The sequence below is a fragment of the Bacillus cereus group sp. BfR-BA-01492 genome (assembly GCF_022662815.1).
Classification (GTDB): domain Bacteria; phylum Bacillota; class Bacilli; order Bacillales; family Bacillaceae_G; genus Bacillus_A; species Bacillus_A cereus_BD.
On record NZ_JAKUEH010000001.1, the window covers coordinates 301,940 to 319,861 of the forward strand.

Sequence of the window (17,922 nt, forward strand, 5' to 3'; positions counted from 1 at the left end):
CTTATCCTATGATAAGTCGCTTCATCTTCCATGCTGAATCTTACCGATTTCCAGAATAATTTCCTCATCTTTCTTTCCTTCCGTATCAATTCCAAGCTGTCTTGCGTGCTCGATTAATAACTCATGTCTTTTTTCATATCTTGCTTTACTTAACTCTTCTTGAATTTCCTGTTCACTTTTCCCTTCAACTGATACCCCTAATTTTCCAGCAATTTTTTCTCTATTTTCTTTCTGATTTCCTTTCGTTTCTGTGCTCTTTTGTTTTGTTTGATCTGGCGCCGCAGCAAAAGCTGTGTAAACCCCTGCACTTCCAACTAAAATAAATAAGGCTGTAAAAAGAAATAGTTTTTTCTTCATTTCTCTCCTCCTTTCACTGTTCATTATAACGAACAAATTCATCATAATAAAACTTTCTCCTTTATTTTCTATAAAAAATAATTCACATTTTTATTGACATGCAAGATCTATATGTGTTAAAAATTTAACTAACATCATATGAATTCGGCGTTGATAGGATTTAGTAGTATTTCGTTTCCTGATTACAGAGAGCTGGTGGTTGGTGCAAACTAGTACAGAGCGAATTATGAATTACCCCCTGGAGCTTCTTTTACGAAACATTTGGAGTAGTAAAAGACGGTGAATAGACCGTTATTTCTACAGAGTGGTGAAATGAATCATTTCACAATTTAGGGTGGTACCGCGATTTTTTCGTCCCTGCATATTTTGCAGGGGCGTTTTTATTTTTGATGGTGCGCTTTCTCCCTTATTTTGTGTTATCTTTTTTCACAAGCTAGGGTGGTACCGCGATTTTTTCGTCCCTGCATATTTTGCAGGGGCATTTTTTTATGCCAGCAAACAATTATTTTTCATTTGTCAAAAAATTCTAACATTTTAGAAGGAAATATATAATATTGGCGAATTTTAATTAAAAAAGAATGATTTTCATTTATTAGGAGGGGCAAACAATGGTTTCAAAAATTGAATCAGTTCTTTTAACGGTTCTTATCTTTTTTTGTATCGGTTTTAGTGTTATTAAACTAGAGACATCACCACATATTCCTATTTTATTTGGCATTATTGTGTTATTAGCGTTCGGATTTATGAAAAAGGTTTCGTGGTCTACTATGGAAAAAGGTATGATAAGTAGTATTTCAGCGGGTATTCCATCTATTTTTATTTTCTTACTCGTTGGTGTTTTAATTAGCGTTTGGATTGCAGCTGGAACTATTCCAACATTAATGGTATACGGATTTGGACTTGTATCACCTAAAGTCTTCATCCCAACGGTATTTGTCGTTTGTGCAATTGTCGGAACAAGTATTGGTAGTGCTTTTACAACAGCCGCAACAGTCGGACTTGCATTTATGGGAATGGGTACTGCTCTTGGCTACGACGCAGCACTGATCGCAGGAGCAATTATTTCTGGAGCTTTCTTCGGTGATAAAATGTCACCTTTATCAGACACAACAAATTTAGCTCCAGCTGTAACTGGGGTAGACTTATTCGAGCATATTCGCAACATGCTTTGGACGACAATTCCTGCTTTTATCATTGCTTTTATCGCCTTCTTTATTTTAGGAAAAGGCTCGGCAGGGAATGTTGATTTTTCTAACTTTATAAATGTTCTAGAGAAAAATTCAACCATTTCAATTGTGACACTTATTCCTATTTTGTTGCTCTTCATATTTGCTTTTAAAAGGGTTCCGGCCGTTCCAACATTACTTGCTGGTATTGTCGCAGGTATTATCATTCTCTTTCTTTTCAAACCAAGTACCTCACTTGCTGATTTAATGAAAATTATGCAAGAAGGTTATGTTTCTAAGACGGGAATAAAAGACATTGACAGCTTATTATCCCGCGGTGGTTTACAAAGTATGATGATGTCCATTGCCCTTATTTTTCTAGCCCTTTCTATGGGCGGCTTACTACAAGGATTAGGCATTATTACACAATTAATGAACATGATTTCTCATTTCGTCAAAACGAGTACACGTTTAATTATTTCTACTGCTTCAACAGCAATCGGCGTTAACTTCTTACTCGGTGAACAATATTTATCCATCGTTTTAACAGGCCAAGCATTTGCCGATAAATATGATGAAGTAGGCTTAAAGCGTCGCAATTTATCAAGGGTGTTAGAAGATGCTGGTACAGTTATTAATCCGCTTGTACCATGGGGCGTAAGTGGTGTATTCTTGGCAAATGTGCTCAGCGTTCCAACAATAGACTACGTTCCATACTCCATCTTCTGCCTAGCCTGTCCAATTATCACGATTATCGTTGGATTTACAGGATTGGGCCTTTCTTGGAAGAAAGAAAAACCTGTGACAATTTCTTAAGTAAAAAGAGGATTACCACGCCGGTAATCCTCTTTTTACTTATCTATTTGCTTTCTTTCTTCTAAATAACATGAATATACCTACTCCAATAAAAGCAAGTCCTGCCCCAATTGTTGAAAAAACATTTGCTCCCGTTTTTGGAAGATCTCGCTCTATTTTATTTGTTTCTTTATCTTCGCTTACATTTGTAGTTGTTACATCTTCATTTTGATTGATAGCATCTGGTGTTGCCTGATCTCCATCATTTCCTTCATCTGCTACTGGTGGTACCGGCTTCTCTTCATTACTTCCTTCATCTGTTACTGGTGGCACCGGCTTCTCTTCGTCAGTCTTGTTCCTTAAGTCAATTGCATATTTTGCAAATTCATTTTCAGATGGACCAACATAAGAAATGTTTCCATCTTTCGTAATATATTTTTGTGCATTTGGCGAAGAATCAAATGTAATATTTAACTTTTCAGCATGGATTGGTTTAAATGTCCAGTTCTGATCTGCCGCTGGATTAATAACTGGCGTCTCTTGCATATATTTCACAATAATTTGACGCGTTTCATCTTGTGATTGATACACCACTTCCCCTTTATTTACACCAGGGAATGTTTGACTGCTACCACGATAATTATTTGTAGCAACAATAAATTCTTGTTCATCTGTTACCGGTTTTCCGTCATATGTCATATTAATAATGCGATTTGCAGTTTGATGTACTACTTTTCCATCTTTATCGTACTTCGCTGGTTGTGTAACATCAATTTCATATTTCAGGCCATCTAAAATATCAAAATTATATGTAGGATAGCTTACATTAACAAGTGATTGTTCTTCAGATTTAGTTGGGTCAATTTGATTAAACTGCCCTGCCGACATTTCAAGCCATTCTTTTACTTGTGCCCCATTTACTTTCACAGCATATAGCGTATTCGGATACACATATAAATCGGCTACGTTTTTAATAGCTAAAGTACCTGCTGGAATATCTGTATAGTATGTCGCACCATTTCTTCCGCCCGCCTTAAATGGCGCACCTGCCGATAAGATAGGAATACCTTTATACTTACTATATTTTTCATTTTCAGCAAACAACTTTTCTACATACCATTTCTGTGCCTGTGTCACAAGTTGGACCGATGGATCGTCTTGTACAAGTGAAAAATAACTATTAATTGGCGCTGTTGTTTTCCCAACAGGTGTATTAACATATTGAATCGTCGCTTCGTGTTCCTCTTTAATCTCGTCAACTAATCTTTGGTCAGATTGAACTAATGCGTTCCCTTTATTATCTGCAATAGCACGAACTGTTGGAATAGATTTATCCTTTTGAACTTGCCACTTACCATCTACTTTTTTCAGCTGCATATCAATAACGCCTAAGTTGCTACCGAAAACACCTGGCATTACAACAGGTACACCGTTAAATGTATCTGTGACTACTGTATGTGAGTGTCCCATCAACACTGCATCAACACCAGGAACTTCTGTTAAATAAAATGAAGCGTTTTCCATCCCTGTATTGTAACCGCTTTTATCCACACCAGAGTGCGCTAGCGCAACGATAATATCTGCGCCTTCTGCTTTCATTTTCGGAACCATTTTCTTCGCAGTTTGGACGATATCTTTCGCTCTTACTTTTCCTTCTAAATTCGCCTTATCCCAGTTCATAATTTGTGGTGGTACAAATCCCATTACACCAATCTTCACTTTATGCTTTTGACCCGCTTCGTCTTCTACTTCTTTTTCAAAAATATGATATGGTTTAAAGTAATTTTCATCATTTTCTTCATTATTATCATGGTCGTCTTTATAAACATTTGAATTCACAACTGGGAATTCAGTCTTACTAATTGCTTTCTTTAAATAATCTAAACCATAGTTAAACTCATGATTTCCTAAAGAAATGACGTCATACTTCATTAAATTCATTACACGATATAATGGGTGTACATAATTCCCATCCAACCCTTTTTGCGCTACATAGTCCCCAAGCGGTGTCCCTTGTATTGCATCTCCGTCATCAAATAAAACAGAGTTTTTTACTTCTTCACGCGCTTGATTCACAAGCGTTGCCGTTTGAACAAGCCCTACTTTATTATCCGTTTTCGTTTGATAATAATCATAATTCATTAAGTTCACATGAATATCAGATGTTTCTAAAATTCGCAAATGAACTGTGCTCTCCTCCGTCTGTCCTTCCGCATGAGCAATGGTTGGTACTACTTGCGGGGCCATAACACCTAATGCCAGCGTTGCTCCGGCTAACACTTTCTTTGATTTTTTCACAAAAAATCCCCCTTATAAAATTGTCCCAAATACAATAAGCTTGTAATACCTTTCTCTCTTTTTTCTTCTTAACAGAGCGATATGTCGTCACTTATCTGACATTATCATATCGAACATACTTTCATATCGTCAATATTTTTTGACATACTTCTACAAATTTTCTGTAAAGTTATTGTAAACTTTTCATAAAATATAATATATCCTTCCGTTGCTTATACTGTCCAATATGATACAATTACCAATTACAAGGAGGATAAATTTATGAAAAAGCTCATCTTCATTATTGTTTGTCTCCTCCTTCTCATCATTTCTTATTCATACTTTGACAAGAACGACGAGACAATACAAAAAGAAAATAGAGGAAAAATAACAAAAACATCCACCCCTCATTGGATTGATAAACAAACAAATGATTCATTTTATCATCTTGTACTAGGCGACTCGCTCGCCAAAGGATATGGTTCTACTCAAGGAGGATTTGCAGAATTGGCTTCTAAACAAATTGAAGAACAAATCCATAAGCCGATCCGTGTAGAAAATCTTGGTGTAAACGGCCTTACAACAGATCGTCTCATCAAAAAGATGCAGTCAGAAGATGTACAGCAAAAAATGAAAGAGGCACATATTATTACGATCAATATTGGAGGAAATAATTTATTTCGTCTCAAACGCGATGTAGGTGTTATAGATGGTATAAAAATGTTAAACAAAGAAAAAGCACGGTTTGAAGCAGATGTAAAAACGATTGTGAAGACTGTTCGATCTCTTAATCCAAATGCTTTACTCATTCTCTCTGAACTCTATAACCCTTTGCAACTTGACGATTCTATCGCCTCTTATGCAGATATGTTTTTAGATGGTTGGAATGACTCCGTTTACTCCATTTCAAAATCGAATCCACCGTCCATTGTTGTACCGATTCGAAAATTAATATCAAATGATAAAAAAGAATTGCTCTATGATCAAGTACATCCAAATGACAAAGGCTATGAAGTTATCGCCAATACATTTACAAAGCAAGTATTGTCCTATAAATATTAAGGTAGCTCCAAACAATCCTATTTTTATACGATACCTTTTTTGTTACAATAATCATGGAAGGAGGCCTTTATATGGAATCACGCGATTGGGAACGTATTGTTGATCATCTTCTTTCGTTAGTGCCTCTTTTTTATCGCAAATTTATGCTTCCTGGAGAATTTCCTTCTCAAAGGCACATGCCACCATCTCATACACAGGTGTTATTGCTATTACATGAACACGGTACATTAACAGTATCAGAAATTGGAAAGCGTTTAGCGATTTCAAGGCCCAATATGACACCTCTATTAAATAAATTAATTCAAGAAGAATTGATAGAGCGTCATTATAGCGAAAAAGATCGACGGGTCATTTTAATTTCTCTTACATCTGAAGGGAAATTAATAGTAGGTCAATATCAGCAATTTATTTTAGACAAACTAAAAGAAAGTTTTCAAACATTATCTAAAGAAGAGCGCGAACAACTCATTCATTCTCTTCAAACGATTCAAACTTTAATTTTGAAAACAAATGTATAAAGCTGCTTCAGAAAGAAGCAGCTTTATGATTCATAATAGTTACCATAATATACATTTGAATATGGCCAAGTTGTTAAGTACGGCTTTAGTTTCTGAGAAGGCTGTTCATACTGATACGGTAGCTGCCTTATAAAAGCGGGATAATAATATACATATGGATGGATTGGATTCCCATAGTAATCGTACACCTAATCTCCTCCTTTTTTTAAACATATTCACATTGGAAAATGAATGTGACACTCTTTCGAACAAAACGAGCTTACATGTTTTGTCCCTTATTTGCTCGATTATTTCCCCATTAACATACTTTATATTTTTTTAAATGACACAAAAACCCTCCCATGCTAGGAAGGTTCTTTCATGTTCTCGAATATACTTACTAGTAAAGCCTTCTGAGCATGCAAACGATTCTCCGCTTGCGTAAACACAAGCGAGTGCATACCATCGATGATTTCACTCGTCACTTCTTCCTCGCGATGCGCAGGTAAACAATGTAAAAAACGATATGTCTTCTTCGCATATTGGACAAGTTCACGATTGATTTGAAATGGCTGAAATATTACCTTTTTTTCTTGAGCGCCTTCTTGACCCATACTCATCCAAACATCAGTATAAACAAAATCAGCTTCTGTTACTGCTAGCTGTGGGTCATGAAAAAATTCAAGTGTTGCTCCAGTCTCTTCAGCAAGTTCTAATGCTTTTTGTATCATTCTCCCGTTTGGCTCATACCCTCTTGGTGTTGCGACTGCCATATCCATCCCTACTTTTGCACTCGCTACTAATAAAGAATGGCATACGTTATTTCCATCACCTATATATGCTAATTTTATTCCTTTAAATGTATGAACTTCTTCATAAATTGTCATTAAATCCGCCAGTGCTTGACATGGATGGTGGTCATCTGTTAATCCGTTAATAACAGGAATGCTAGCCTCTTTTGCAAGTTCTTCAACATCTGCATGTGAAAAGGTACGAATCATAATTCCATCAATATATCGTGATAAGACTTTTGCCGTATCAGCAATACTTTCCCCTCTTCCAAGTTGCATTTCTTTCCCACTTAAAAACATTCCATGTCCACCGAGTTGTACCATTCCTGCTTCAAAAGAGACACGTGTACGAGTAGACTGTTTATCAAAAATTAATCCTAATATTTTTCCCTTTAAAAAAGGGGCATGTTTATTCTTTTTTAAATATATGGCAAACTCAATTAAAGAAATGATTTCTTCTTGCGTTAATTCTTCTAAAGTTAATACATGTTTCGTTTGTAATTTCGGCACTTGTACAATTGACATCGTATTTCCCCCTTATATAGATGGTAATATTTTTGTACAGATTACTTTTTTGATCATGTATATGGCTTGTTCTAATTCTTCATTTGTAACAATGAGTGGTGGTAATAGCCGTAACACATTGGGTCCAGCTTGCAGCGCAAGGAGTCCTTCTTTTTCTAATTGCTCAATATAAGATGAGACATCCTTTTTACAAGAAACCCCAACCATAAGCCCTCGCCCGCGAATATCACAAATGTCTTCAACGTGTAACAACTCTTGTTTCAATCTTTGCAAGAAATACTCGCCTTTTTCTTTGACCGCTTGTAAAAATGATGGTTGTTTTATAATTTGTAATACTGCTTTGGCAGCAGCCATTGCAATATAATTCCCGCCAAATGTTGAACCATGTGTTCCTGATGTAAAAGCCACCGCTAACTCTTCTCTTCCTATCATGGCTCCAACTGGAATTCCATTTCCTAACGCTTTTGCTACTGTTACAATATCAGGAGATAGACCTGTCTGTTCATAAGCAAACAATGTACCCGTTCTCCCTATTCCCGTCTGCACCTCATCAATAATACAAAGGGCTCCATATTCTTTACATAACTTCTCAATTTCTTGCAAGAAGTCGCAATGAGCTGGTAAAACACCACCTTCTCCTTGAACAATTTCAACCATAATTGCGGCTACATCTTGATTCATCGCTTCTCTAAGAGTAGCTATATCATTGAAAGGAAGATGTAAAAATGATGGAAGAAGTGGTCCAAATCCTCCTTTTACCTTTTCTTGTCCTGTTGCACTCATCGTTCCAAACGTTCGACCATGAAAAGACTGCTGAAACGTTAAAACAAGAGATTTTCCCGTATATTTACGCGCAATTTTCAATGCTGCTTCATTCGCTTCGGCACCGCTATTACAGAAAAATACATATTCTAATTCCTTATCTTCCGTTAACAATCTTGCTACATCTTCTTGAATAGAATGTGAGAAAAGATTCGATATGTGCCACATTTCATATAGTTGTTTCGTTACATTTTCAACAAGATTTGGGTGACAATGTCCTAAGTTGCAGACGGCAATTCCAGACGTAAAATCTAAATATTCTTTTCCGCTTCTATCCATTACTTTCGCACCGGTTCCCTTTACTATTTCAAGTTCACGCCTTACATATGTCGGAAAAATTCGACTTTTCATACCACATTCCCCCCTCTTGTTACTGTTGTTCCAATCCATTCACCGGTTAATCCAATAAAATTTTTTGTGCCATTGACAATGCTTACATTTTGAATCCCCATTCTTAACGCAGTAAGTGCGGCCTGTACTTTCGGAATCATTCCACCTGTAATAATCTCTTTCTCTATCATATTGAGAATTTCTACCTCATCCGTTTTCTCAACTAATTTCCCTTCGTTTAACACTCCATCGACATCTGTTATAAAAATAAGTTCTTTTACTCCAAGTGCCGTTGCAATTCCTGCAGCTGCTGTATCTGCATTTATGTTGTACACTTGCTCCTCCCCTATCCCTATTGGAGCAATAATTGGAATATAATTTAAATTAAGTACTCCTTCTAGCAAGGAACTCTCAACTTTACTCACTTTTCCTACATAACCAATCTCCTCATTAAGCGGCTTCGCCTGAAGTAACTTTCCATCGCAACCTGAAATTCCAATTGCAGGTAAGCCATACTTTTGGAAATTCTGTACTAAATTTTTATTTGTACTACCGCATAAAACCATTTGAACCACTTCCATAACTTCTTGTGAAGTTACTCGTAAACCGTGTTTCTTTTCAATTGGAATTTGAAATATTTTTAATACCTTATCAATATCAGGTCCCCCGCCATGAACAATAACAATGCGATACTTTCTTTTCAATTTCTCTATACAATGAAAGAAGGTGCTATCCAAACGTTCTAACATACTTCCACCGCATTTTATTACAATGCACTCGTTCATCTTTTTTCTCCCCTTATGTACGATAACAAGCATTTATTTTTACGTAATCGTAACTTAAATCACACCCCCATGCAGTCCCTTTCTCTTCTCCTAAGTGCAGATGCACATCAATGACAATTTCATCCTTTTGTAATTGTTGTTTCATTTCTTCTTCTGAAAAGATTTGCGGCTCACTCTCTCGTAGTACAGTGATAGATTGTACTGCAATATCTACAGTAGTAGGTTCGATCTTTATCCCGCATTGACCAATTGCACGAATGATGCGTCCCCAATTTGGATCTTCACCATACATTGCTGTCTTGACAAGACTGGATCCTACAATTTGTTTGGCAATCTGCCTTCCTTCTTCTTCCGTTCGTACCCCGCAAACATTTACTTCTACTAATTTAGTAGCTCCTTCTCCATCTTTGGCAATTTGCTTTGCTAAATCCTCACAAACGTTCTGCAATGCAATGACAAATTTGTTCCACTCTGGATGATTTTTGTGAATCGATGTCGTCTCTACGAATCCACTTGCCATAACAATGACCATGTCATTAGTCGAAGTATCTCCATCAACAGTAATTTGGTTAAAAGTTTGATTTGTTACTTCTGATAACGCTGCTTGTAATGATTCACATTCTATTTTTGCATCTGTTGTTATAAAACTAAGCATGGTCGCCATATTAGGATGTATCATTCCTGATCCTTTTGCAGCTCCTGAAATTGTTACTTTTTTTCCTTCAATCATAAATTGATAACTAGATCGTTTTTCTACAAGATCTGTTGTTAAGATTGCTTCATAAAAAGACTCTGCTATTTCTTTCTCTTTCCTCGGTACAAGTGCTGAAATACCAGTGCGAATGATTTCCATCGGTAAATGCATTCCAATCACTCCCGTTGAAGCTACAGCTACATCACTTTCCTTTATAGAAAATTGTTTTGCTACCAACGCACGCATTTCATAAGTATCTTCTAGCCCTTTCATACCCGTACAAGCGTTTGCATTTCCGCTATTTACAACAATTGCTTGTAATGTTCCATCCACCCCGATGCTTTCTTTCGTCACTTGTACTGGTGCAGCTTGAATCTGATTTGTTGTATAAACAGCAGCGCAAATTGCTGGCACATCACATAGAATGACTCCAAGGTCTTTTTTCTCTTTTTTCAATCCCGCTTTGATTCCAATTGCCGAGAAACCTTGCGGTGAGACGATGGAACCATTTTGAACTTTTATAAGAAAGTCCGTTTGAATCACCTTTCTCCCTCCTTATGGATACATTGGTATATATTGCAATCCCGTTTTCTCATCTAGCCTCGCTACTAAATTTGCATTTTGAACAGCTTGCCCTGCCGCTCCCTTCATCATATTGTCAATAACAGCAACCACTGTAATTCTTTTTGTTCTTTCATCATAAGCAATGCCGATGTCACAATAATTTGATCCTCTTACTTCTTTTATACTTGGAAATTCTCCATGCGAGCGAATTCGGACAAAATAAGAATTTTTATAGACATTTGTATACAAATGATGAAGTTCTTCTATTTGGACATGTTGCCTTACTTTTGCATAAAGGGTAACCATAATCCCTCGTGATACCGGTATTAAATGTGTACTAAATGTAATGGGCTTCGCTTGTTCATTCCAGCCAATTAACATTTGTTCAATTTCTGGAATATGCTGGTGCTCATTCACTTTATAAATATGAAGATTATCATATAGTTCCGGGAAATGAGCTGCATTGGTCGGCGTTTTTCCAGCACCTGATACACCCGATTTGGCATCAATAATTACCGAATCTTCCTCAATGATTTTATTTCGCATAAGCGGTGCTATAGCTAATAAAGTTGCTGTAGCAAAACAACCAGGATTTGCAACTAACTCTGCTTTTTGAATCTCGTCTCTTTTCCACTCACTTAATCCATACACTGCTTTTTGAAGAAACTCCTCACTTGCAGCAGGCTTTTTATACCACATTTCATATATAGAAGGATTGACCATTCGAAAATCACCGGATAAATCGATTACTTTTAAGCCTGCTTTTAATAAAAGAGGGGTTAGCTTGACAGAAACGCCTGCTGGTGTTGCTAAAAAAACAAGATCCGCTTCTTTCTTAATCGATTCCACATCGATTTCTTGCAATGTATACACGAGAAAACGACGTAAATGTGGATATGAACTCGTTATATGCTCTCCTACTTGTGAAAAGGAGTGCATAGATACAATAGAAAAATACGGATGTTGGTGTAATAACCGAATTAACTCAATTCCTCCGTACCCTGTTGCTCCAATAATTGCAACTTTCATATTTTCCTCCTTATATAGATTATTGAAATTAAGTATGATTATAATATTGTATATTTATAGAGTCAATCAAATATTTATTAATTATAAAAAGTTATAAAACCTTAATTTTACTAATAAAATGATATTTTATTTGAATTTTTATACAAAAGCGCCCTATACTAGTATTTTTCATATACTTCAAGTACAATAAAAGCAATATACGAATACATGTGAGTGAGGATAAACATGAATAAAAAATTAATCGAGAAGATGATGATAAAAAGTTTTGGGCAATATCAATGTAGTCCTATTTTAAAAGAAGATGAGGAAATATTAATTCAAAGCATCCAAACGATGATTGGTTCAGATCCTGATGTGGATGTATACGAAGCAGTTGAAGATATTGTTTATGACTATATTACAGGAAAATAAAGTGAAACTTTAATCAGTGGGAGTTTTCTTCATCCCCCACTGATTATGAGCCCTAACCAATCGGGCTGTTACGGGCAGCCCTACTCCCACCTATCTTCCTTGCTTCTCTCTGCATCTTGAGGTGGGAGTCTTACTGCCCTAAAATAGCGGGATAAAAAATAGGAGACTTCATATAGAAATCTCCTATTTTTTACTTAACGATTTACCTGCAATTCTTTCAAATAAACCTGGGGATAACGCAAAAAGCTTTGGACCAATCCCCATCCATTTTGGCAAATTCACTTCTCTCTTTTTCGTATGCATTGCCTTTACAATCTGTCCAGCTACATATGTTGGCTTTAACATGTAACGTCCCATATTTTTTACATATGTACCTGATTGATCAGCAATGTCAAAAAAGTTCGTATCAATTGGTCCTGGGTTAATTGCTGTTACATAAATATTCGTATTGGAAAGTTCCATGCGCAAACTATTTGTAAACCCTAATACAGCATGCTTTGTAGCAGCATAAGCACTGGATTTTGGTGTTGCAATTTTTCCTGCTAATGAAGCAATATTAATAATTTGCCCTTCATTTCGCTCTATCATATGAGGTAAAACCGCCTTAGTACAAGCGACTAATCCGAATACGTTCACTTGAAACATACCTTTCACCTCATGCATAGAAGCATCCTCAAATGTTTTAAAAATACCAAACCCAGCATTGTTCACGAGTATGTCAATCTTTCCAATGTCTTGCAATACTTGTGCAAATACAGTTTCGACCGCGTTCTCATCACTCACATCCAATAGGTAATAGTAACACGGCGTATGATAAGTCGTTTTTATCTTGTTCATTAATTTCTTTAATTTCTCTTCTGTTCGAGCGATCAAAACAGGAATTGCTCCTTGCTCTGCCACCTGCATTGCAATTTGCTCTCCAATCCCGCTGGAAGCACCTGTAATGACGATTACTTGTTCTTGTAAACGTCCTGTCATTGCTGTCACCTACTTTGCATAATAAATCAATTGTGGCAAGGATTCATCAATCATTACTTGTTGATTATATGCTAAAAAGTCTAATTGTCCAACCGTTTCTGAAAGAGTAAGTGGCAATTGCTCTTTATATAAAACAGGAAATAGCTTTACACATATTTCAAAAGCTGTCATCGGTTTTTCTTTTAATAACTCTAATACTTTCAACGCTCGTGTTTCTTGTTTTTGTAATCGACTCTCGATTAGCTCGTTCACATTTACAATATCTTCTCCATGTCCAGATAAGATACGTGAAAGATTCATTTTGCTTAATCTTCTTAACGTTTGATTATATTGTAATAAAGGCCTTGCTCTTTCTGACTCCCCTTCATATGGTGGTTCTAATATTGGATTAGAAGAAATATGACGAATTAAAGCATCTCCACCGATTAATAATCCATCGCGTTCCCTGTATAAAGAAATATGTGTAGAAGCATGCCCAGGTGTTTCAATCACTTGAAATTCAGGCAAAGCGTCAATATAATCGCCTTCTCGTACTGTATGAGTTAACGATCTCTTACAAGAATATTGAAGTGTTTTCTTCGTTAGTAATCCTTCATGATTTAAAAATGCCTCTGGTACACCGAACTGTCGTGCAGCCTCTTTAAAAAATTGTTGATAACGCTTTAAAAATTGAGGATCTTGCGTAATCCAAGGTTCATTCCAAGGATGCCCAACAATATTAGAATGAGCTGAAAAAATGTTTAAAAGTCCACAATGATCAGCATGATGATGTGTAATGACCACTGTTTCAATATCTTCTATTTTATATCCTAGAACACCTAGCTGGTGTTCTAAAGATTTCTTAGCGTTCTCTGTATTTGTTCCCGTATCAATTAATGTTAAAGTCTCCCCCTCAACTAAAAACACATTTACGGTTTCAACTGCAAATGGAACAGGAATCTCCATTCGATGAATCTTTACCATGTTTATGCCCCCCTGTCTCTCCGCTTCAAAATGAATCTCTCTTCAGTTTACAACTTCCACAAAATTTTGTCATTATTTTCAGATAAAAAGAAGGGATTTTCTAGCCTAAAGCGAATCTATGTACATTCATTAAAAATAAAGGGGGCACATCATGTCCATTCAAAATATTTCCTTTTTAGGAGCTGGTTCTATCGCTGAAGCAATTATTTCTGGTCTATTAGATGCAAATATAGTAAGCGCGAAACAAATTACTATCAGTAACCGCTCCAATGAAGCAAGACTACAAGAGTTACATACAAAATATGGTGTACAAGGAACACATGATAAACAAGCATTACTCACAAACGCAAATATTCTCTTTCTCGCAATGAAGCCAAAAGATATAGTAGAAGCGATTGTACCGCTTAAAAAGCATATAACAAATGCGCACCTCGTAATCTCATTACTAGCAGGTGTTTCCACCCATTCGATCGCTAAGCTTCTTCAAAAAAATGTCCCAATAATCCGCGCCATGCCAAATACATCAGCTGCTATTTTAAAATCCGCAACAGCAATCTCTCCATCCATACACGCAACAAAGCAGCACATCGAGATTGCCAAGTCTTTATTCGAAACAATTGGTATTGTTTCAGTAGTGAAAGAAGAAGATATGAATGCTGTTACTGCATTATCTGGTAGTGGTCCTGCGTACATATATTATGTAGTGGAAGCCATGGAAGAAGCTGCGAAGCAAATCGGTTTAGAAGAATCTATAGCAAAATCGCTTATTTTACAAACAATGATTGGAGCTGCTGAGATGCTTAAAAATAATACGAAGCATCCTTCTATTTTGCGAAAAGAAATTACCTCTCCTGGCGGGACAACAGAAGCTGGTATGGAAGTGCTTCAAAGTTTTGATTTTCAGAAAGCTCTTATCTCCTGTATTACAGAAGCCACAAAACGATCACAAGACCTTGGTAAAACACTGGATCAACTAACAAAAAAATAAGAAAAAGCGGAGCTTAAAAAATAAACTTGAGCTCCGCTTTTTCTATCTTATATTATTTCTTTCCAAAAATCTCTTCTTGTAAACGACGTCCTGTCGGTGTTGCTGCAAGTCCACCTTCTGCTGTTTCACGAAGTGCAACTGGCATTGTTTGGCCAATTCTAAACATTGCTTCAATCACTTCGTCACACGGGATCATGCTTGTCACACCAGCCAATGACAAGTCCGCTGCAATCATCGCATTGGAAGCACCTGCTGCATTCCGCTTTACACATGGCACTTCTACTAGTCCGGCAACAGGATCACATACTAATCCCAACATATTTTTCAAGGCGATTGCCATTGCGGTAGCAGCTTGTTCTGGTGTCCCACCTGCCATTTCAACAGCTGCCGCTGCTGCCATACCACTTGCCGATCCAACTTCAGCTTGGCACCCTCCAGCTGCACCTGAAATACATGCATTATTCGCAACAACCATACCAAATGCTCCTGCTGTAAATAAAAATTCAATCATTTCTTCACGTGTTGGTTGCAACTTTTCTTTTAATGCAAAAAGTACACCTGGCACTGTTCCAGCAGAGCCAGCTGTTGGTGTTGCACAAATAATTCCCATCGCCGCATTGACTTCATTTGTTGCAACAGCTTTGCTCACTGCATCTAAAATCGTATGTCCCGATAGACCTTTTCCAGTCTTTATATACTCTTGTACCTTCACAGCATCACCGCCTGTTAAACCAGTTGGTGATTTCACACCGCGAATTCCTCGCTCCACTGCTTGCTCCATTACTACTAAATTCTTTTCCATTCCAGCGATTACTTCTTCACGAGAAATTCTTCTTGTTTCCATTTCACATTGAATCATGATTTCTGCAATTTTTACATTTTGTTCTTTAGCTTGCGCCACTAGTTCCGCTGCATTCCGAAACATGGTGTGTCCCCCCTGCAATTAGTCCATAATCGTTACTTGACAAATATTAGATTGTTCTTTTATCTCTTCAATCACTTCATTTTCCAATAATTCATCTGTTTCAATAACCATAAGCGCTTTTCTTCCTTTTTCCTTACGTGAAACGCTCATTGTACTAATATTAATTTCATGCTTTGCAAGTATAGAAGCTACAGATGCAATGGCTCCAAAACGGTCATTATTCACAATAAGAAGCGCAGGACTCGTTCCTGATAGTTGTAAATCAAACCCATTTAATTCAACAACTTCAATCTTCCCGCCACCAATTGAACAAGCCACCACTTCAATTTCTTCTTCACCTTTGTATAAACGAATTCGAGCGGTATTCGGATGCGGTGCATTCGCTTCTTCTTCAATAAAGTCAATTTCAATTCCGCGCTCCTTTGCAATCTCTAGCGAATTCGGAATTCTTACATCGTCGGTTTCAAAGCCAAGAATTCCTCCAATTAGTGCTACATCTGTTCCGTGACCACGGTATGTCTTAGCAAATGAACCGTATAAAGAAATAATAATTCTTTCTGGTTCTTGTCGAAAAAGCTGACGAGCAACTTGCCCCATTCTTGCTGCGCCTGCTGTATGTGAACTTGATGGCCCAATCATAACTGGACCGATAATATCGAATACTGAGCGATACTTCATCATAATTCCCCCTAAGCATCTATGAAAAATGATTTACTACTATTCTATTAAGCTGCTGCATCTGTTGCTTTCCCAGCCGTACCACGAATTTGTTCCGCTGTACGAATTGGATAATTTTTAAATAAAAGTGAACCAATATAACCTGATACAAGACCAGATACCATAATACATAAGAAACATATTGTTACTTTCATAGGATCATTAAACCCATACATCACCATCAGACCAGCAATTGGTGTTGCCGTTCCTGTAGCGTTGTTTACAAGTTCGAACATTGAAATAATAATCCCCGCTGCTGCACCACCGATAAAGTTCGTTACATACACTGGAATTGGATTTGCGGAAATTAAATCTGCTTGTGTTAACGGTTCAATTGCTACCGCAATTGTCGTACGCTTATCTCCAAACTTCATTCGCTTAAAGAATACGTAGTTCATAAAAGAAGAACTCGTGACCGCAAGTGCCCCTATTGCCATTGGCAATCCTGTTAATCCAAGAAGCGCAGTTAATGCCATTGAACTCAGTGGTGCTGTTGCAACAACTGTAATAATACCACCTAAAATAATTCCCATAATAATTGGATTCGCATTCGTTGACGATGTAATAACCCCGCCAATTTGCTTTAATGTTGCTGTTACAATCGGATCCATTCCTTGTGCAATGAGTCTTGTTAATGGCGCTGCAATAACAATACAGGCAATTAAATCTAATCCTTCTGGCACACGTTTTTCAATTTGTTTTACTAAAAATGATATAAGATAACCAGCGATAAAACCTGGCAACAATCCAAACTTTAACACAGAAGCCCCGACAAGCATAGCATAAACAGGTGATACACCCATCGCTAATGCAACAAGCGTTGCACCCGCAACCCCTCCTAGGTTACCAGATGATTTCCCAACTTCTTTCAAAAAGTCAATTCCTAGTAGATCTCCACCAACGTATAATTGAAATGCTTCAACTAAGAAACTCGCAACAGCGGCGCTTGCTAAAGCTCCCATTGCTTTCATACCATTTGGCGCTTTAAAACTAAAGAGTGAGAAAAGACTTAATACAAATAGTAATAGTACAGTTCCTTTAATAATCTCCATGTTGCCCTCTCCTTTAGTCAATTTCGTTTCGTTACGAAAAATGGCTAAAATGCACGATGTAACTCACGATAAATTGTGATTTGCCCTCATTATAGCTTGTTTTTTTTGAAACGCTTACTTTTGTTGAATTTTTAAATTTCTGAATTGATGCTAATTTCTTTTTATTGTATCAATAATATATCTATTTATTTATA

At 36.9% G+C, this 17,922-nt stretch carries 18 protein-coding genes and 1 other annotated feature; of the genes, 5 read left to right on the top strand and 13 right to left on the bottom strand.

Features of this window, described 5'->3' with window-relative positions; translation table 11 throughout:
* Positions 1-21: 21 nt before the first annotated feature.
* Positions 22-381, bottom strand: coding sequence for a hypothetical protein (locus MR063_RS01625; protein ID WP_242193034.1), 360 nt, complete (start codon positions 379-381; stop codon positions 22-24).
* 117 nt (positions 382-498) lie between these two features.
* Positions 499-719: a binding site (T-box leader), on the top strand.
* 246 nt (positions 720-965) lie between these two features.
* Here MR063_RS01625 and nhaC point away from each other — a divergent pair.
* Positions 966-2,339 carry a Na+/H+ antiporter NhaC gene (nhaC, locus tag MR063_RS01630; protein ID WP_242143684.1) on the top strand — a complete coding sequence of 458 codons (1,374 nt, stop codon included), beginning with the start codon at positions 966-968 and terminating at the stop codon, positions 2,337-2,339.
* 39 nt (positions 2,340-2,378) lie between these two features.
* Here the strand turns inward: nhaC and cpdB are convergent, their stop codons facing one another.
* Positions 2,379-4,616 (bottom strand): bifunctional 2',3'-cyclic-nucleotide 2'-phosphodiesterase/3'-nucleotidase, encoded by a 2,238-nt coding sequence (cpdB, locus tag MR063_RS01635; RefSeq protein WP_242193035.1) that lies wholly within the window; start codon positions 4,614-4,616, stop codon positions 2,379-2,381.
* 261 nt (positions 4,617-4,877) lie between these two features.
* Between cpdB and MR063_RS01640 the strand changes: the two genes are divergently transcribed.
* Together MR063_RS01640 and MR063_RS01645 are read left to right on the top strand one after the other, a co-directional pair.
* Positions 4,878-5,657, top strand: a complete 780-nt coding sequence (locus tag MR063_RS01640; RefSeq protein ID WP_242193036.1) for a GDSL-type esterase/lipase family protein — start codon at positions 4,878-4,880, stop codon at positions 5,655-5,657.
* Positions 5,658-5,728: 71 nt separating this feature from the next.
* Positions 5,729-6,175 carry a MarR family winged helix-turn-helix transcriptional regulator gene (locus tag MR063_RS01645; protein WP_242193038.1) on the top strand — a complete coding sequence of 149 codons (447 nt, stop codon included), beginning with the start codon at positions 5,729-5,731 and terminating at the stop codon, positions 6,173-6,175.
* Positions 6,176-6,198: 23 nt separating this feature from the next.
* Here the strand turns inward: MR063_RS01645 and MR063_RS01650 are convergent, their stop codons facing one another.
* The 6 genes from MR063_RS01650 to argC form a co-directional block, all read right to left on the bottom strand.
* The gene (locus MR063_RS01650; protein WP_242193040.1) at positions 6,199-6,363 is read right to left on the bottom strand and encodes a hypothetical protein; all 165 of its coding nucleotides are present in this window, start codon (positions 6,361-6,363) and stop codon (positions 6,199-6,201) included.
* 156 nt (positions 6,364-6,519) lie between these two features.
* Positions 6,520-7,470: an ornithine carbamoyltransferase gene (gene argF, locus MR063_RS01655; protein WP_242193043.1), complete on the bottom strand. Its 951-nt coding sequence runs from the start codon at positions 7,468-7,470 to the stop codon at positions 6,520-6,522.
* Between the two features lie 12 nt (positions 7,471-7,482).
* A complete protein-coding gene (locus tag MR063_RS01660; protein ID WP_242193044.1) occupies positions 7,483-8,643 on the bottom strand; it encodes an acetylornithine transaminase in 1,161 nt (386 codons plus the stop codon).
* Complete coding sequence (argB, locus tag MR063_RS01665) at positions 8,640-9,407, bottom strand: acetylglutamate kinase (RefSeq protein ID WP_242193045.1); 768 nt, start codon at positions 9,405-9,407, stop codon at positions 8,640-8,642. Before argB ends, MR063_RS01660 begins: the two co-directional genes overlap by 4 nt.
* A gap of 13 nt (positions 9,408-9,420) precedes the next feature.
* Entirely contained in the window at positions 9,421-10,644 is a 1,224-nt protein-coding gene (gene argJ / locus MR063_RS01670; protein WP_242193046.1) for a bifunctional glutamate N-acetyltransferase/amino-acid acetyltransferase ArgJ, read from the bottom strand.
* Positions 10,645-10,656: 12 nt separating this feature from the next.
* Positions 10,657-11,694, bottom strand: coding sequence for an N-acetyl-gamma-glutamyl-phosphate reductase (gene argC / locus MR063_RS01675; protein WP_242193047.1), 1,038 nt, complete (start codon positions 11,692-11,694; stop codon positions 10,657-10,659).
* 225 nt (positions 11,695-11,919) lie between these two features.
* Between argC and MR063_RS01680 the strand changes: the two genes are divergently transcribed.
* Positions 11,920-12,105, top strand: a complete 186-nt coding sequence (locus MR063_RS01680; protein WP_242193048.1) for a YqzH family protein — start codon at positions 11,920-11,922, stop codon at positions 12,103-12,105.
* A 183-nt stretch (positions 12,106-12,288) separates the two neighbouring features.
* On the opposite strand, the gene MR063_RS01685 is transcribed toward MR063_RS01680, so the two are convergent.
* Together MR063_RS01685 and MR063_RS01690 are read right to left on the bottom strand one after the other, a co-directional pair.
* The gene (locus tag MR063_RS01685) at positions 12,289-13,083 is read right to left on the bottom strand and encodes an SDR family NAD(P)-dependent oxidoreductase (protein ID WP_242193049.1); all 795 of its coding nucleotides are present in this window, start codon (positions 13,081-13,083) and stop codon (positions 12,289-12,291) included.
* A 9-nt stretch (positions 13,084-13,092) separates the two neighbouring features.
* On the bottom strand, positions 13,093-14,046 hold the full coding sequence (locus MR063_RS01690; RefSeq protein WP_242143695.1) for an MBL fold metallo-hydrolase: 954 nt from the start codon (positions 14,044-14,046) through the stop codon (positions 13,093-13,095).
* A gap of 151 nt (positions 14,047-14,197) precedes the next feature.
* Here MR063_RS01690 and proI point away from each other — a divergent pair, with 151 nt between their 5' ends.
* Positions 14,198-15,034 carry a pyrroline-5-carboxylate reductase ProI gene (proI, locus tag MR063_RS01695; RefSeq protein ID WP_242193050.1) on the top strand — a complete coding sequence of 279 codons (837 nt, stop codon included), beginning with the start codon at positions 14,198-14,200 and terminating at the stop codon, positions 15,032-15,034.
* A gap of 52 nt (positions 15,035-15,086) precedes the next feature.
* On the opposite strand, the gene sdaAA is transcribed toward proI, so the two are convergent.
* Genes sdaAA through MR063_RS01710 form a run of 3 tightly spaced genes read right to left on the bottom strand, consistent with a single transcriptional unit; the run spans position 15,087 to position 17,728 of the window.
* On the bottom strand, positions 15,087-15,959 hold the full coding sequence (gene sdaAA, locus MR063_RS01700; protein WP_242143697.1) for an L-serine ammonia-lyase, iron-sulfur-dependent, subunit alpha: 873 nt from the start codon (positions 15,957-15,959) through the stop codon (positions 15,087-15,089).
* 18 nt (positions 15,960-15,977) lie between these two features.
* The gene (gene sdaAB, locus MR063_RS01705) at positions 15,978-16,637 is read right to left on the bottom strand and encodes an L-serine ammonia-lyase, iron-sulfur-dependent subunit beta (protein ID WP_242143698.1); all 660 of its coding nucleotides are present in this window, start codon (positions 16,635-16,637) and stop codon (positions 15,978-15,980) included.
* Between the two features lie 47 nt (positions 16,638-16,684).
* On the bottom strand, positions 16,685-17,728 hold the full coding sequence (locus tag MR063_RS01710; RefSeq protein ID WP_242193061.1) for a PTS sugar transporter subunit IIC: 1,044 nt from the start codon (positions 17,726-17,728) through the stop codon (positions 16,685-16,687).
* Between the last annotated feature and the right edge of the window lie 194 nt (positions 17,729-17,922).

Excerpts from the sequence above, each read along its gene's own strand:
- nhaC (WP_242143684.1), top strand. The coding sequence starts at position 966 with ATGGTTTCAAAAATTGAATCAGTTCTTTTAACGGTTCTTATCTTTTTT.
- MR063_RS01660 (WP_242193044.1), bottom strand. The coding sequence starts at position 8,643 with ATGAAAAGTCGAATTTTTCCGACATATGTAAGGCGTGAACTTGAAATA.
- sdaAB (WP_242143698.1), bottom strand. The coding sequence starts at position 16,637 with ATGAAGTATCGCTCAGTATTCGATATTATCGGTCCAGTTATGATTGGG.
- MR063_RS01625 (WP_242193034.1), bottom strand. The coding sequence starts at position 381 with ATGAACAGTGAAAGGAGGAGAGAAATGAAGAAAAAACTATTTCTTTTT.
- MR063_RS01690 (WP_242143695.1), bottom strand. The coding sequence starts at position 14,046 with ATGGTAAAGATTCATCGAATGGAGATTCCTGTTCCATTTGCAGTTGAA.
- sdaAA (WP_242143697.1), bottom strand. The coding sequence starts at position 15,959 with ATGTTTCGGAATGCAGCGGAACTAGTGGCGCAAGCTAAAGAACAAAAT.
- MR063_RS01645 (WP_242193038.1), top strand. The coding sequence starts at position 5,729 with ATGGAATCACGCGATTGGGAACGTATTGTTGATCATCTTCTTTCGTTA.
- MR063_RS01685 (WP_242193049.1), bottom strand. The coding sequence starts at position 13,083 with ATGACAGGACGTTTACAAGAACAAGTAATCGTCATTACAGGTGCTTCC.
- argB (WP_242193045.1), bottom strand. The coding sequence starts at position 9,407 with ATGAACGAGTGCATTGTAATAAAATGCGGTGGAAGTATGTTAGAACGT.
- MR063_RS01680 (WP_242193048.1), top strand. The coding sequence starts at position 11,920 with ATGAATAAAAAATTAATCGAGAAGATGATGATAAAAAGTTTTGGGCAA.
- argF (WP_242193043.1), bottom strand. The coding sequence starts at position 7,470 with ATGTCAATTGTACAAGTGCCGAAATTACAAACGAAACATGTATTAACT.
- MR063_RS01710 (WP_242193061.1), bottom strand. The coding sequence starts at position 17,728 with ATGGAGATTATTAAAGGAACTGTACTATTACTATTTGTATTAAGTCTT.
- MR063_RS01640 (WP_242193036.1), top strand. The coding sequence starts at position 4,878 with ATGAAAAAGCTCATCTTCATTATTGTTTGTCTCCTCCTTCTCATCATT.
- argC (WP_242193047.1), bottom strand. The coding sequence starts at position 11,694 with ATGAAAGTTGCAATTATTGGAGCAACAGGGTACGGAGGAATTGAGTTA.
- proI (WP_242193050.1), top strand. The coding sequence starts at position 14,198 with ATGTCCATTCAAAATATTTCCTTTTTAGGAGCTGGTTCTATCGCTGAA.